Source organism: Pseudomonas sp. JY-Q, assembly GCF_001655295.1.
In the GTDB taxonomy this organism is placed as follows: domain Bacteria; phylum Pseudomonadota; class Gammaproteobacteria; order Pseudomonadales; family Pseudomonadaceae; genus Aquipseudomonas; species Aquipseudomonas alloputida.
In genome coordinates, this window is the sequence record NZ_CP011525.1 from 1,789,550 (window position 1) to 1,804,820 (window position 15,271).

A 15,271-nucleotide genomic window follows, 5' to 3' on the forward strand; every position below is an offset into this window, starting at 1 on the left:
TAATGCTGACTTGACGCCAGAAAATCAACGCCAAACCCCGCCGGGGCTGCCGAAACAGCGCTGGGTGTGCCCGGAAGTCATTGATTTAAATAAATTTCTACAAAGGGGTTGACGCCTCCCCGAACCATCCATAGAATGCGCGCCACTTGCAGCGTAAAGCACACAGCGAAACGCAGCAGGGAGTGAAAGCAAGCAGTAATGCTTGTAGCGTGTCCCCTTCGTCTAGTGGCCTAGGACACCGCCCTTTCACGGCGGTAACAGGGGTTCGAGTCCCCTAGGGGACGCCAATGCGGGAATAGCTCAGTTGGTAGAGCACGACCTTGCCAAGGTCGGGGTCGCGAGTTCGAGTCTCGTTTCCCGCTCCAGTTTCTCCGGCACTGCTTAACGGCGGGGCAGGAAAAGAAAATCCAGGCTGAATCGTGAGGTTCATGTTCTGGTGCACTGAAAAGTGTTGTGTGTCCCCTTCGTCTAGTGGCCTAGGACACCGCCCTTTCACGGCGGTAACAGGGGTTCGAGTCCCCTAGGGGACGCCAAATGCGGGAATAGCTCAGTTGGTAGAGCACGACCTTGCCAAGGTCGGGGTCGCGAGTTCGAGTCTCGTTTCCCGCTCCAGTTTAAATACTGTGGCGTCTATGCGGTGCAGTGGTGGTGAAGGCTGTAAAGGCGCTTCACGCCGAACGTGGTAAAGCTTCAAATTGCGGGAATAGCTCAGTTGGTAGAGCACGACCTTGCCAAGGTCGGGGTCGCGAGTTCGAGTCTCGTTTCCCGCTCCATATAGTAAAAAAGGCAGAGACGAAAGTCTCTGCCTTTTTTTTATGGCCAATATTTTTTGTCCTGGTGGGCACTTCCCGTGCCCACGCCAGGCTCATTTATCGGTAGGTCATGGTGAAGTCCAGCGCCCCGTTGGCCGGCCCTGCGGTCACCGTTGGCGCTGTCTGAAAGAAGCGCGCCTTGAAATGCAACACGGTCTTGTCGACAACCAGTGGCGTGACCGCTTCATCCTGCTGAAGGGGCATCGGGCTATCGTTACTACGCAGTAGCTGGATGCCTATACCCGTTGCGCTACCCGGCTTGTTGTCCAGGCTGAACACGCCCTGTGCTGGCTCCAAGGGCACCGACCCTTTTGCCCCTTCCAGGCGAATATAGGCGCTGGCGATACCGCCGGCTGGGTCGTCTCTGCAACCGCTGAGGGTGACGTAGAAGTCCTTCGCATCGGTGTAGCTGCCGGGCCCCGTGAAATCTGCGAGGGTATAGGTTCCCAGCTGCACCGGGTCGGCGCTCACCGGGTTCGCCAACAGGGTGCAATGTGCTTGCTGCACTACGCCGCTGACATGAATGTTCAGTGCATCGCCAAGAAAGCTGATTTGGCTACGGACCATCTGGCCGCTGAAGAATTGCCGCCCGGTAGGGATCGGTCCGGTCTTGATCAGTGCCATGGTGCTGTAAAGTTCTTTGATCTGCAGGGGGGTTACGCCTGAGTCCCGGTTGTTCTCACCCGTATAGGGAATAGCTACGTCATCTGTCGGTGTGAATGTATTGCTACCAGCTCCGTTGAAAGGGAAGCCCAAGCGGATATACAGGCCTACCCCCTTTATCCCGGTTTCCATCACCTTGCCATTGACGTCCCAGGGGCCTACCTGAGGCAGGGGCCCAGGGTACAGGGCGCCAGTGGGCGAAGCCTGGAAAGTTAATGTGCCAGTGCCGTCATTGACGCAGCGGATTTCGCGCCCGGTCACCTCGGGTGTGGCGAACGTTTGCACCGTGCCAATGAGGGTGCCGATGGGTGCGTCCCGGGCTACCCAAGGCGCGCCAAGGTCTATGTAGTAACTCAGCGGGCCGGCTGTGCTAGCCCAGGTGCAGCTGGGTGCCGCATACGCCTGACCGGCGAAAGCGAGCATGGCAAAGGCCGTGCAGAGGTGTCTGATTGCGGGCATGGGAACATCCGTAGGTGAAGCGCCAGTGTTGGGGCGATGTGTTCAAAGGGGTGGGCAGGTGAGCGTCTGTGAGCGGTAGCCTTGGCGAAGCTCCATCTGCGCCGGGGCGATAGGTAACCGACACGCTTGGTCATCAGCCTTGCCCCAGCGCACGTTCAGGGTTTGCGGATCTGTGCCGGTGGCGATCAGTGCCTGGCCACCCTGGCCGACGATCGCCAGGCTAGTGCCTTGCGCGTCGCTGACCTGCGTACCAAATGGCAACGGTTGCCCGCTGCTGTCCTGCAACGTGAGTATCAGGCGGGTGACTTGCCGTGCGGGGAAGGTGGCCTTGACGATGGCGCCGCGGCGCGGTACGACCGGTTGGGTGCCGTTTTCTACCTCGACCTCTGGGCCAAGTTGGTCGGTAAGCAGGTTCAACTGGTTTACCCGGTACGGGCGCAGATGCGGTGCCACGACATATCCGTTGGCATCGGTGCGCGCGCCCGGGGCGTTTTCCACGCCTACACCCGCGATAGACGGCACTTGGACCAAGGCACTGGTTTCTCCCAGATAGGGCGTCAAGGTGATGCCGCCCTCGTGGGCCAGCAGGCCGCCGCTGGCGTTGACAGAGAGCGTGCGGCGGTCACTACTTTCGCTGAGCCCCGCGCCATAGCTGGCGTGCGCACTTCGGTAATTCGCCGAAAGCTCCAGGTTGTTGCGGCCCTGGTCATCCCGACTGACAGCTGCCTGGTAGCCCAAACGGTAGTCCAGGTCGCTGCCGCTGAGGCTGGCGCGTTCATTGTGATGCCCGCCGCGTTGTTGCACATCGAAGGTGGCACTGCTGCTGTTGCCCAGGTTCAACGGAATCGTGACGCTAAGGCCAACCATGCGATCGTCGAAGTTGTTGCGGCCAAGTGACTGCGAGGCGAACAGGTTGTAGCTGATGTCATGATGCTGTGTATTGAGCTGAAGCTGGTACTGCCGGCGCTGCCGGTTACTGTTCCAGTAGTCGTCCTGGGTCAGGTTCAGGCTCAGTGAGCTGCGTGAACCCAGTGGCTGCTGTACCGAGGCTTCTACCCGGCTGCGGCGGTTACCCCTGTAATGGCTGTCGGCACTGCGTTGGGCTATCGCTTCATCGAAGTCACGGTAGCCTTCGGTGGAATAGCGGTAGCCGGCGAAGCGCAGGTTGGTGCGGGTCTGGAACGTCTTGCCGTAGCGTGCGGCGAAGCTCTGCCCAGTCACGGTGCCCAGGGCTTGACCCACGTCACTGCTGGCGTGGGTGACGTCGAACGACACAGCACCCACGGGGCCGAAGTCGCGGCCCAGGCCCAGCAGCCCGGCCCGGTAATGCTCGCCACCTTGAGCGCCGGTGTACAGCGTTGTTTTCCAACCCAACCCGCGTGCCAGGGTGGCCTGCCACAGTTGCGGCTTGTCCTGCCCGTTGAGGGCGTTGTAGCGCCCGAACGCTGCGCTGTAGCGCCATACGCCCTCGCGCAGCAAGCTGCCCAGGCTGGAGTAAGGCTGTAGAAAGCGACGTACCTGCCCGTCGGCTTCGGTCAGCACGATCTCCAGCTCGCCGCTGCCGCCGCCAATGCCCAGGTCGTCGATTTCATAGGGGCCAGCCGCGACGTAGGTGCTGTAGATCGGGTAGCCATTGTGCAGCACTTCGAGCTTGGCGCGGGTTTGAGCGACGCCACGGATTACCGGGGCATAGCTTTGTAACACGTCAGGGAGCATGCCCAGGTCCGAGGCCAGTTGCACGCCTTTGAACGGCAGGCTGCGAAACACCTCGCCATTGCTGGAGGTTTCGCCCAGGGTCAGTGTGCCCCAGGTGCCGGGGAGGTCAGTCTGGGCATAGGTATTGCTGCGGGTCCAGCGCCGTTGTCCGTGTTCATCCTCGCGCAGGCTCTGGTTGCTGCGCAGGCGCCAGCCGCCAATGTTGAGCCCGCTGTTCAGATACAGGTCTTGCTGGCTGCGGGTTGGGCCACCCTTCTGGCTGCTGTGCATGGCGGAGGCTTGGTAGTTGACGAAGCCAGCGTTGATGCCCTGGCTCCAGCGCTCTGGCGCCACATTGCCTGCCGCATCGCGGCGTAACGCCGCTTGGGGGATGGCGATGTCGAGTTGCAACTGGCTGTTGTCGAACTCGACCTGGGCACCGGGCAATTGGGCGGCCAGGTCAAGGCATTGCTGGTTGGGCGCCATGGGGGTCGCCAGGCGGTCCAGGCGCAGGCCCAGTTCGGCCATCAGTTCTGGACCCAGGCAGGGGACCAGCCCTTGGTCTGAGCCATGCTCCTGGAAGTCGAGGGCATAGTCACCGGCGTGGGCCAGGTTCACCCGCACCTGCACGGTGTAGCGCCCGGCTGCCATTGGCTGGTGGGCCGCCAGGGCCTGCAGGGCCAACTCGGCACTGCCATGCGCCTGGCCAGGGGACTGGCGCAGGAAACCACTGTGGAATGTCAGTTCGGGTTCGTTGGCCTGGGCAGCCGGCAGCAGACAGCTGCCACCCAAGGCCAGCAAGCGTGCGAAACGAAGGCGCGACGGCAGCTGCCGACGCCGTTTGGCGCGTAGCATGGGGATGTCTCGAATGGTGTCGAAGGTGGCCGCGTCGCTGCCGTGTGCTCAGGGCAGGAGGCGTGTTGTGTTGACCAGACTCGCGGCCTTGGGCGGTGAGTCAGGCGATGTGAGGAGGGTAGAGAGAGGAGTGGGAACGGTATGTAGGAGGGTTCTGAGCGGGGGTGGGATTAGTCCATGAAACTGTAAGCCGTCTGCCTCTTGCGAGGCAGACGGCCGTATATCATTTCTGGTTCTAGTTATCTTTCTTGAAGCTGTTCGCTAGATCACGAGCGCCAGCAGGAGTCATCCCGAAACTCGTGACTACTGGCGTACTAGCTTTCGCACTGTTTTCCGATCCGCCAGAGGGGGTTGGTATAAGGCCAAAATCTCTTAGAATGTCAAACACCGCATCCTTTACGCCTGATATGGAAGTGGAGTACCCCCGGGGGCCACGGGGTCCTGGCTGTCCATCGGCTCCAGCTGGTCCGGTTGGTCCGGTTGGTCCGGCTGGGCCCCTGTCACCTTGAGGGCCCTGCTGCAGCGCGAGCTCGTCAACTTTCCTCAGTGCATCGGTGGCTTTAGCGTTCGCCGCCTCTACCGAGCTTTTAATCGCATCAACGTCGCTGGCAACACCAGAAGGGCCTGTATCAGCGCTCGTGGCAGGTTTTTCAGTTGCGGCTTCTGCGGCTTTTGCATTAGCGGCTTTCTTTGCTTTTTCAGCTTTCGCGTATGACCACGTCTTGTACCCTGAGAAACCGGCGGCTATCCCACCTAGCATGGAGAGCCCGCCACCGATCGACTGATACAACGTTTGTTTTGCTTGGTTCTTCTCGAAAATAGCCATAGTCTGAAGTCCAAGGCCCGCAGCCATGGCAGCCACCCCTACCGCGCCCACGACCATCAATACCTTCGTAGTCATCGACGCCGCCATGAGCCCAACCGTAGCTGAGACTTTTATCAAGCTCCCTACAAATGGGATGGCGCTAATCACCGCGACAGCGATACTAACGCCCAACTGAATCCACGCCCCGGTTTTACTGGGACCTTTCCTCTTCCTGAACCCGATCGCCGGTTCGTCTGAAGGTGCCCTGTAGCTCGCATGCCCGCTGGGATCGCGCCAGTTCACCGGGTCGCCAAGGCAGTATTGATAGGGGTTGATACCCGCGATCTCAGGTGGCATCGAGTCCGGGCTGTGGAAGCGCATCAGCTGCGGGTTATAGGCGCGGTAACCTCGCCCCAGCAGGTACCAACCCAAGGCGCGTTCACGCGCCTCGCCGTTGAAGGCCAACAAGCCGTGCAGCGCGTTGTCAGGGTCTTCTTTGCCGTTGTCGCCATAAGCGCTGTAACGGGCTTCGCACACCGTGTCCTTTGTGCTCTCACCTAGCACGCTATTGCTCATATTGGTCAGTAGCAGGCGACTACCATCGCTGTCGTTGCTCGATTGCAAGCCCAGTGGGCGGCTGCCCTCATACAAGTACTCGGTCCGTACATCGTTGTCGATCGTGGTGTGCAAACGGTCGTTTTGATAGCGGCGCAGCACCTCTGCACCATTGCCGTGGCGCACGCCTACAAGGTGATCGTGGCCGTCGTAGCGGTAACTGAACAGCGTGTCGCCACCCTCGCTCAACACTTGTGCGAGGCGGCCATGGTCGTCATAGACGAGCTGGTTGCCAGCTTCGTCGTTGAGCATGTTGCCATCATCATCGTAGCGAATATCGCGGTCGGGCAGGTAGCCAGGGGGAGAATGCGTCACCTGCATCAACTGGAAGCCTTCACAGCGATACGTGGCGGTATGCTTAGGGGTATCGGGGAACCAGGTTTCGCATTTCACCAGGTTATCCAGATCATCGTAAGTGAACACTTGCTCTTCGATCGGGTCCCCTTTGGCGTTGCGGGGGAACGCGTCCTGCTTACCCTCGCACCAATACGACTCAAGCCGTTTGCGTGGATCGTAGTCGAAAAATTCCGTGAGCTGCAGTTCACCCTCGTGGTACAGCGTGCGGCTATGGAGCAGGCCGTCGTTACGCCAGACTTGGCTAATACGGTGTTCAGTCGTTTTGAGCTGATCATTGTAGCGGCTCAGAATGCGGTCGATCTCCTGGCCATGGCTATCGTAGACCTGCTCGCAGTCGACACGATGCAAGGTTTTCAGGTCTTGGGTTTTGGTCAGTTTCAGCCGCCCATCATCGTTGTACTCGAAGTCTGAGCGCAGGTTGCCCTGGGTGGTCCAGCTAAGGCGGCCGATGTCATCGTAACCGTGTTCAGTCGTGATGTTATCACTGCTCTCGCGCAGTAACTGTCGGCCCTGAAGCGAGGTGGTATGCGTGCAAACATACTGCTTGGCAGCCTGCGCGTCGTCCCAGGTCTCCTGTCGCAGGTAGCCTTGGTCGGTGTAGTCATAGGTGCGCGTGCCATGGTCGTTGACGGCACGGCTGATGGCAGGGGAATGATGTCCGTATTCATAAGCGGTCGGCTGGTTTTGCCCTACCGTGATGGAAGTGGGTTGCAGGGAAAGGGTGGGGTCGTAGCTGAAGTTGAATTCTCGCTTGCTTTGAGTGATACGTTTGCTGGCCAGTTGTTGCTCGCTGTCGTTGCCAGCCTTGTCTTTGTACTCGTAGTGTTCCGTGCGTTTACCGTCACTGAAGGTCAGCATGCGCTCTTGCCCATCGTACGTACGCGCATGGGCCAACTCGCCAGCAGCCAGCGTTCGTTTACCTTTGCGTTTCTCGTGCACATACATCGTTTCGACCAGTTCATTGCGGCTGTGCGGCGCAAATGTTCTGCTCATCGCAGTGCCGTCTGGTCGTTCGGTGTACGTCATGCGGCCGTACTCATCGTACTGGTATTTGCTGACCGTCAGTGTTTCATTGTTGCTTTCCGGGTCTCGAATCCGCTGCTCTTCACGGGTGCTTTGGCCTAGGCCATCGTAAAAGAAGTTCTGACGCGCGACTTGTTTGCGGCCGGCATCAAAGCGCTCTATTTGCCACGGCTTTTCCTTTAAATTGCTTTGGGTCAGGGTGAAATGCTGGCGCAGCTCCGGCTGGGTGGGACTGGTCATCCAGTTGGCGACCATGTCACCCTGGGTGCCAAACGGGGAGAAGGCAGTGTGTTGTCGGGTGCCGTCAGCATTCAGGGTTTCGCAAAGCTCGCCCCAGGCGTCATAGCTGTAGTGGGTATCGATGGCCAGCATGCCGCCCTTGAGGCGAGGATGGTAGTCGTAGGTAGTATCGCGGATCAACTGCCCCAATGCGTCATGCATTGCCTCGTAAACCAGCTGGGGTTGCTCTGCGTTTTCAGTTTGGCGTGTCTGGCTGATGGCGCGGTTGAGACCATCGTAAAAGGTATGGGTGACCACGTTGGAAGGGTCGGTAACCGTCATCCCGGCCTGCTGGCCCTCGGCGGCGACCAAGCGATAGCTATACGAGCGAACGGACGCATTCGGGCTACCCGCAGCGAGGGTTTGTTTGATCACCCGTTGCAGCGCGTCATACTCGTACTCGATGGCTACACCGTGAACATCTTGCTCCATCAGCGTTTGGCCTGTCAGGCTGGAAACCGAGCGTACAAAGCTTTTTTGCACGCCTCTGCAGGTTACGGTTTCTTTGATTTCAAGCGGTGCCTCACGTTTCTTCGTGGTCGCGCCCGGGTAGCTCCAGCGTGTGGAAACTTTTTCCTCGCTGGCCAGCAAGCCTTTGGCCTGGGGGTTGTACAGGATTTTTTCTTCAGTGATTTGACGGCCGTGCAGCGCCGGTTGGTCTGGCGCATGGTGGTAACCCTGCGTGGTCCGCTCCAGCAGTCGCTCGTCGTCCCCGAGGCCGCTGCACTCAGTGATGCTCTCTTCAACCAGGTATTGGCTCGGTGCACCGACAAGACGGCTTTCTTCGGACAGCATGTCGAACAGCTGATAGCGCAGATACGTGGTCATTATCGGTGCGCCACTTTCGACCGCCACAGGCGCGGGGACGGTGGCGGGCATGTCCTCGGGCGGGACCCAGGAGGGTGGCTGTGTCCCCGATGGGTACACCGTGCGCTTGGCGAGGCTGCGCTTGAAGCCTAGCGGGTCTGCAGGGCAGCCATCCTGCTCCCCGGCCTCGTAGTATTCGCTGACGGTAAACACACCGTCAGGCTGTAGCTCCAGGGTCTGATTACCGTGGTCATCGTACAGGGTTGTGGTGACTTCCTGGCGCAGCTGAGTGGGATCGTCCTTTAGCTTCCAGCGCTCGACAACGAACTTTGGCGCCTGGTAGTACCGAGGCTGCAGGGCGAACTCCACGTTCGGGTTTTCGTGGTATGACGTCTCGGTCTCACGGATGTGCCAGTCGTCCTTCGGCTCTGCGGCTGTGCCATCCAGCGGCGCTACTGGCTGAGCGACCCGGCCGAACTCTTCGGTAATCTCTTTGGTCATCAGATGGTAGCGGTTGTAAATGCGAGTGACCTTTCGAACCAGCTCACCACCTACTTCATGTAGTTGCGAGGAGCTGTAGGTATAAACCCCTGGTAGCTTGAAGAGTGTATCTTCCCCCTCCGTCCAAGGCATGTTGCTATTTCCGCCCATGAAATTTTCTGCGGAGTAGCTGTAACGGGTCACCATTGCAGGCTGTTCGAAACCCGGGTTCACCTGGTGTGTTTCGACCCTGGGCAGCCTGGGTATGGGGCTACCTTTGGGCATTAGGTGGCCTGCATTGTCATAGCTAAGGTGTTCGAAGCTGCCGCTAGGCGTGTGTATGGTCTGCAAGCACTGCATGTTCTGGGTAGAGGCATCTTTGAGATAGCCGAAACGCCATTTCGCACCGCGGTCATCGGGTAGCAAGACCTCGCTGACGTCGCGTGCTTTGAGCGAGACCACATAAGTGCTGGCGTTATCGTCCGGGTACAAATGGATGCTGTAGCGGTCGACGCTCTGGTATTCCACCCATAACAGGCGCTTGCCCGTTGCATCGTGAACTTCGCTTAGGCACTGGTGATTTCTGTTTTCAGGTTTGGCCTCGTAGGTGAGTTCGACCCAGTGCCCAGTCGAGGAATAGATTCGATACGGCAGCGCAATTTGCTTGCCATTTTCAGAATAAGTGCGCAGGTGTTCAATCATGCCCGAGCGATGAATGACGCGGTAGTTGAATTCGTCGTCTTTGTAAAACTCGAAGCTCACAATTTTCTGCTCATGAATATAAGCAGGTTTGGATGAGACGCTGGTCACACGATAGCTTTCACCGTTGATGAGCGACAAGGCCCGACTACTGACATCATAGCGGCTGAGGTTGATGCTCCAGCCTGATCCATAGCCATGGTCTTCATCTTGCAACGGGCTGTAGTTCAGTGCAAGGGGTAAGTTAGGGCCGATCAGGTTGTTGGCGACTATTTTGGGCAGTTCGATGCCCAGTGTGTACTGGCCGGTGCGCGGATCAACTCCGCCTTGCATGAAACCGAGAAAGTTGAACGCATTGGAGTGCGCGGACGAGGTGGCGATCATGGTAGTTTACCCTGGTGAATGGATTAATGAGCGGGCAAGCGCAACTTGGCACATTGATAACGGGTTAAGTTCCTTTCGTCACCGCGGTGGGCACGGCCTACCAGCACCTCGTTTGCAGGACAGTTAAAATAACCATCATGCTCATCACCATGATGGTCAGAGCCGTCCTCGGTTATGGGGTCGGTCCATTTACCTGGCAATACACTGATACGATTACTTTCGGATACGACACCCTCATAAAGCTTTGCACATCGGTAGTCAGTACGCCCGTTTTCATCGCCTCTGTCGTTACCGGTATCATCGGTATCGTCGTATTTTTGATAGGCGTGGCCGCGGCCAACCATGACTTGGTCGACAGGGCAGGTGAAGTAGCGGTACTCAAAACTTTCCCAATCAGTCACGTCAGCCTCATTACAGTCCTGGTATCTGCCCTTGTCGCTGACGTAAGCGCCGCTCAAGGGAATACCGCATTCGCGAAACATAGTTGACCACGGCGTTCTTTCAATGGCTACAGCTGTATTGAACTCAGCACACTTGTGCATAGTATCACCTTGTTCTCTACCCATGTGATAACGCCCGGACATGACGCCTTTTGCGCACTCCTTCTTCGGCGCAGCATCTTCATCACCTTCTCTCCATTTGGACGTCCATTCTTGTTTTCCAAGCTTTAAGATTTCTCCAAATTTCGTATCCTTGTTGCTGGAAGTTATGACGCGCACGCAGGATAGCGTGTGGGTCATTTCCTGGGGGGAGCCCGACAGGGCCATGTCCACCAATTGTATGCCTTTGGTGACTTTTTCCTCTGCTTGGTTGTAAAGGAACCCTTTCGTGCTCAGTCCGCTGATACTTCGTTTTGCAAGTATGGAACCGTCGGCTCCGGTTTTTAGCTTGATCCAGAAGTTCTTGTTCGTGCTAGGATCAAGTTTCGGCTGGTAATCGTCACCCAGCGTGGTGTCGCAAAAGTAATCGTCCGTCAGCAGCACCTGCGTGGCAGGCGGCATGTGCTCCATTGAGATACTTTCAACCCGCAATTGAAAGCATTTCGAGTCTGGGTTGCTGAGCATGTAATCAACTGTTCGGCCAGTGCCACCGGGCAGAACCTCAATAACACAGTGGCTATTACTGTCGTTTTCAGGGTCTGAAATGTCCCCTGTTTTGCCATACAACGTGATGGTCCCCGGGACTGTGCTGGTGGGCGTGGTGGCGTGTACCAAGTTGCTGTTCACGGTGCTGACCGTGGCAAGGGCTAGCACCATGAGGCTTCGTATGAGCAGGGGGGTTGCGGGTGCGTTGAATAACATAGATATGTCTCCTGACGGGGGCTTGCTATCGAAGTAATAAGCCTGAACTGCGGGTGGCGCCGTGGTCGCTCCGCCGCGTGTCGAGTGCTACGAATCTGGAGAGTAAAAGCACGCGCTCATTCGCGCACCTGATAGAAATACTAGGTACCTGCTGCTCGCTGCCCCCCGGGGTATCAGCCGCTACCTGTTATTTCTGCTAGTAGGCAGGTGTTGAATCACGGGGTAAAAAGACTTCAAACCTGTGGAGTTCAACTGCATGAGCCTGAAAAATCAGAGAGATGGCGGGCGTGCCGCTACCCGCGCCCAAACGATCAATCCGCCGTTGCCGTTTATTCCCACATTGACGGACAGACGTGAAATCGATGTGGATGCGTTGGAGGGGGATCTTGATACTTATGTCAATTATCCCGGAATCCACAATAACGATACCATCACCGTGAAATGGCGAGGCACGGATGGGCAGGGCCTGCCGTTCGACGACATCGACTCGGCCACCCCGGTCTTTAATCCTGATCCGGTGCTGGGCCAACGGGTGCAGATCAAAAAAGAGACACTTCTGTGGGCCAGGGGTGGGGCGGCGTTTTATTCCTATCAGGTGCTTGATTGGGAGGGTACCCAGCAACCTGAGTCGCTGCGGCTGCACTGTTTGGTGGGTTTAGTCGAAAGACCCGAATGGAATGAGCAACTGCCGGTGGTGCAAGTGCTCGAATCCCATGATCGTGTTATTGATTACAGTACGCTGGGTTCGGGTGCCACCGTGATTATCCCCTACTACCAGGCCTTGCAAATAGGTGATGTGGTCAAGGTGGTGCTCAATGGCGAGGACGATAGCGGCTCGCCAGTTCAGAAGGAGTTCAACGTTTCACCTAAAGAAGGTGGTGCAGCGGCTGTGCTGAGCGGCTCGATCCCCAGGAGCCAGTTGCGTGATTTTAAAGGCCGTAGCATCGACCTTCACTACACCATCATATTGAAGGGCAGCAAAATCGCGCTGCGCTCGCCGACTCAAACGTTCGAAGTGCTAGAGGTCGCTGCCACCGAACCCTACCTGCCGGCCATGGAGATCGTGGGTTTCTCGGGCGGTGTGCTGGACCCGGAGGCCTTCAAGACCGGGCTTGTGATAAAGGCTAAGTGCCCCGTGCGCGCCGAAGCCGGTGACGTAGTGCTCTGCCACTGGCTAGGCGACACGGTGGATAACCGCCACGTCATGGTGCAGCGTCTGGATGCTAGCAGCCAGCCGAATGGCGTCATGCAGTTCGGCGTGAGCCCCGCGTCACTGGACGTCAGTGTTGGCGATGACGTTGACGTGTTTTTCCAGATTGCGCGCCAGGGCTGGGCGGTAAATTCGCAGCCGTTGTCGTTCAAGGTCGAGCGCGTGCGCGGGCACCTTTTGCCACCGAACGTAATCGATACCACGGGGGAGGACCACGGAGCTGTGGGGTCCGCCACCCAGTTCGAGAAGGGGGCCAAGGTACAAGTCCCTAGCAGTGGGGTAAGGGAAGGGGACCGCATCAAAGTGAACTGGCAAGGCAATGCCTACGCCGGCAACGTGACGGTCGAAGAGCCTGACGACCCAACAGCCCCTTTGCTCTTCACGATACCCCCCGACTACATCGCGGCCAACATGGAGCTGAACAATGCGAGTTCGCTCAAGCGCTTTCCGGTGACCTACACCCTCGTTACCAATGAGGGCGAACTCACTTCGGATGCGTTGAAGTTAAGAATACAGCCAGTGCCGCCAGGTGGATACCATCCGGCGTTCTGTGATGATGCGGAATCAAACGGCGAACTCTCTAAAAAGAAATTAGTGACAGACCCTAACATTGTGCTGCCTGTCTGGCCATTCATGGCGGTGGGTAACACAGTGACCCTAAAGGTCACCGGCATGCTGACGACTGGTGTTACTTACGAAAGAACCATACGTGACGCCGTGAAAGTTGAAGTTGATGATGTTAAAGAAGAGATGGTGGTAGCGACGGTTCCTCTGGCGGACGTGAAAAACTTAAAGAGCGACACTGACCTGCACTTGTGGGCAACGATCAGTTTCGATGACGGCGAATCATTCCACGTACTGCCGAATGGCAGGGTAATGATCAGAGATTGACCCCGACTCTGTGTATCCAACAAGCATAGAAAGATCTGTTGTCAACGGAGAATAGCTAAATGAGCAAGCAATCGTTGGACGATTTTTTGAAGGAAATGGCGGCGGAGCCCAAAACGCTTAGATGGGACGTGATCGCTGCGTTTGACCGTGACAAGACCAACTACCTATTGTTGCAAGAGTATATCTCTCGCTTCAATACAGCATCGATTATTCCGCCTTACGATAGTTTTGTGGGGACGGGAGGTACTGTGCATTATTTGCGCGATGTACAATTCGACTCACCGCGCCTGCGGTTTGAGGGGGCCACCCTTACCGATGGACGAGCCCGCTGCATGATGCGAGCTGTCGGGGGCATTGTTTACGAGACCTCAAATACGCAAGGGATCCAGCGCGCCCAGATTAAACGTTTAGGCTTTGTTGATGGCCTTGTCGGGCCTATCATGACGATGACTATTTTTTTAGTGAATGCGCCTGGACATGTGACCAATGAGGGCTCGGTGGAGCTTGACCTGGCAGGCAATGGAGCCACGGAGTTTCTTTTCACCGGCGTCGATACTCGATTCGAAGAAGGTAAACTGGGCGCACACCTTCTTGAATGGTTTAAAACACTGGAGGATTCCCAGAAAAAATTCACGTTGGGTGAGTTGCGCCCGAACCCCGAGGACGCTTTACAACCTGGGGATTTTCGAGTTTTGACGCGGCCGGCGCGCGGTGCGGCTGTACGTGGCGCCGATAATTTTGGTGATGGTGAGGTGCTGCTGCTCATTGGTTTGGATGACAGATCTGGTGACATCCCCTCTGGGGATGCTCCGATCAACTTGTCGTGCAGCCGCGGCAAGTTGCAATTTTCCAGGCACCTACAGCGTCATTGGACGAAAAGTGACCGAAAAATCATGTACGGAGAGCTTTTTCGACCGGTTCTCCGTGTTAAACGCGAACCTCACCCATACCCATGAGCTGTTTTCGAACCCTCCACAGGTTTGCCAGGGCGAACAGCGTGGTCAACTGAGCCGTGTTTTTCATCAGCCCACGAAAACGTATTTTCACGTAACCAAACTGCCGCTTGATCACGCGAAACGGATGCTCGACCTTGGCCCGTGTCTGAGCCTTGCAGAACTCGATCTTGCGCTTGGCTTTGTACAGTACGCTGCGCTGGTTCAGCTTGGAATAGGTGCTGCGACGCGCTGCAATCTGCCAGATCACCCCCCGATTTTCATGCTCTTCGCGCCTTTCGACACCGGTGTAACCGGCATCTGCATACACGGCGTTTTCTTCGCCATGCAGCAGTTCAGCCACCTGCGTGACATCGGCCACATTGGCAGCGGTGCCATGGACGTGATGCACCAGGCCGGACTCGACATCGGCACCGATGTGCGCCTTCATCCCGAAGAAATACTGACCGCCTTTCTTGGTCTGGTGCATCTCGGGATCACGCTTGCCTTCTTTATTTTTGGTCGAGCTGGGGGCATGAATAATGGTGGCATCGACGATGGTGCCTTGGCGCAGCGACAGGCCTTTTTCCTGCAGATAACCATTGATGACCGCAAGGATTGCCGGTGCGAGCTGATGCTTCTCCAGCAAGTGCCGGAAGTTCATGATCGTGGTGTCTTCGGGGATTGGCGCGCTCAGCGTCAGGCGTGCGAACTGGCGCATGGGCGTGATTTCGTAGAGCGCTTCTTCCATGGCCGGGTCGCTCAGGGAGAACCAGTTCTGCAACAGATGGATGCGCAGCATGGTTTCCAGAGGATAGGGTTTTCTACCGCCGCCGGCCTTGGGGTAGAACGGTTCGATCAGCTCCAGCAGGCCTGCCCAGGGCACCACCTGATCCATTTCGGCGAGGAAGCGCTCTCGGCGGGTTTGCTTGCGCTTGCCGGCGTACTCAAAGTCGGAAAAGCTCATCTGGCTCATGGGCGGCTCGGATCAGGTGTTGCGGGGA

At 57.4% G+C, this 15,271-nt stretch carries 7 protein-coding genes and 5 tRNA genes; 7 read left to right on the forward strand and 5 right to left on the reverse strand.

Annotation, left to right across the window (positions count from 1 at the left end):
- Nucleotides 1-211: 211 nt before the first annotated feature.
- From AA098_RS08060 to AA098_RS08080, 5 genes are all read left to right on the forward strand, one after another.
- Nucleotides 212-287: transfer RNA gene (locus AA098_RS08060), tRNA-Glu, on the forward strand.
- A 2-nt stretch (nt 288-289) separates the two neighbouring features.
- Nucleotides 290-365: transfer RNA gene (locus AA098_RS08065), tRNA-Gly, on the forward strand.
- 92 nt (nt 366-457) lie between these two features.
- Nucleotides 458-533, forward strand: a tRNA-Glu gene (locus AA098_RS08070).
- A 3-nt stretch (nt 534-536) separates the two neighbouring features.
- Nucleotides 537-612 (forward strand) — tRNA-Gly (locus tag AA098_RS08075).
- An 85-nt stretch (nt 613-697) separates the two neighbouring features.
- A tRNA-Gly gene (locus tag AA098_RS08080) sits at nt 698-773 on the forward strand.
- 96 nt (nt 774-869) lie between these two features.
- Here AA098_RS08080 and AA098_RS08085 read toward each other — a convergent pair.
- From AA098_RS08085 to AA098_RS08100, 4 genes are all read right to left on the reverse strand, one after another.
- Entirely contained in the window at nt 870-1,934 is a 1,065-nt protein-coding gene (locus tag AA098_RS08085) for a fimbrial protein (protein ID WP_064614039.1), read from the reverse strand.
- A gap of 42 nt (nt 1,935-1,976) precedes the next feature.
- Nucleotides 1,977-4,484 carry a fimbria/pilus outer membrane usher protein gene (locus AA098_RS08090; RefSeq protein ID WP_003247109.1) on the reverse strand — a complete coding sequence of 836 codons (2,508 nt, stop codon included), beginning with the start codon at nt 4,482-4,484 and terminating at the stop codon, nt 1,977-1,979.
- A 235-nt stretch (nt 4,485-4,719) separates the two neighbouring features.
- A complete protein-coding gene (locus tag AA098_RS30015) occupies nt 4,720-9,933 on the reverse strand; it encodes an RHS repeat-associated core domain-containing protein (protein WP_064614040.1) in 5,214 nt (1,737 codons plus the stop codon).
- A gap of 23 nt (nt 9,934-9,956) precedes the next feature.
- Nucleotides 9,957-11,234, reverse strand: a complete 1,278-nt coding sequence (locus AA098_RS08100) for a hypothetical protein (protein WP_064614041.1) — start codon at nt 11,232-11,234, stop codon at nt 9,957-9,959.
- Between the two features lie 256 nt (nt 11,235-11,490).
- Between AA098_RS08100 and AA098_RS08105 the strand changes: the two genes are divergently transcribed.
- Together AA098_RS08105 and AA098_RS08110 are read left to right on the forward strand one after the other, a co-directional pair.
- On the forward strand, nt 11,491-13,335 hold the full coding sequence (locus AA098_RS08105; protein WP_064614042.1) for a hypothetical protein: 1,845 nt from the start codon (nt 11,491-11,493) through the stop codon (nt 13,333-13,335).
- Nucleotides 13,336-13,394: 59 nt separating this feature from the next.
- Nucleotides 13,395-14,291: a hypothetical protein gene (locus AA098_RS08110; RefSeq protein WP_064614043.1), complete on the forward strand. Its 897-nt coding sequence runs from the start codon at nt 13,395-13,397 to the stop codon at nt 14,289-14,291.
- Here the strand turns inward: AA098_RS08110 and AA098_RS08115 are convergent.
- On the reverse strand, nt 14,263-15,243 hold the full coding sequence (locus AA098_RS08115; RefSeq protein ID WP_003117291.1) for an IS5-like element ISPa41 family transposase: 981 nt from the start codon (nt 15,241-15,243) through the stop codon (nt 14,263-14,265). The two genes, AA098_RS08110 and AA098_RS08115, sit on opposite strands and share 29 nt — an antisense overlap.
- Nucleotides 15,244-15,271: the final 28 nt, after the last annotated feature.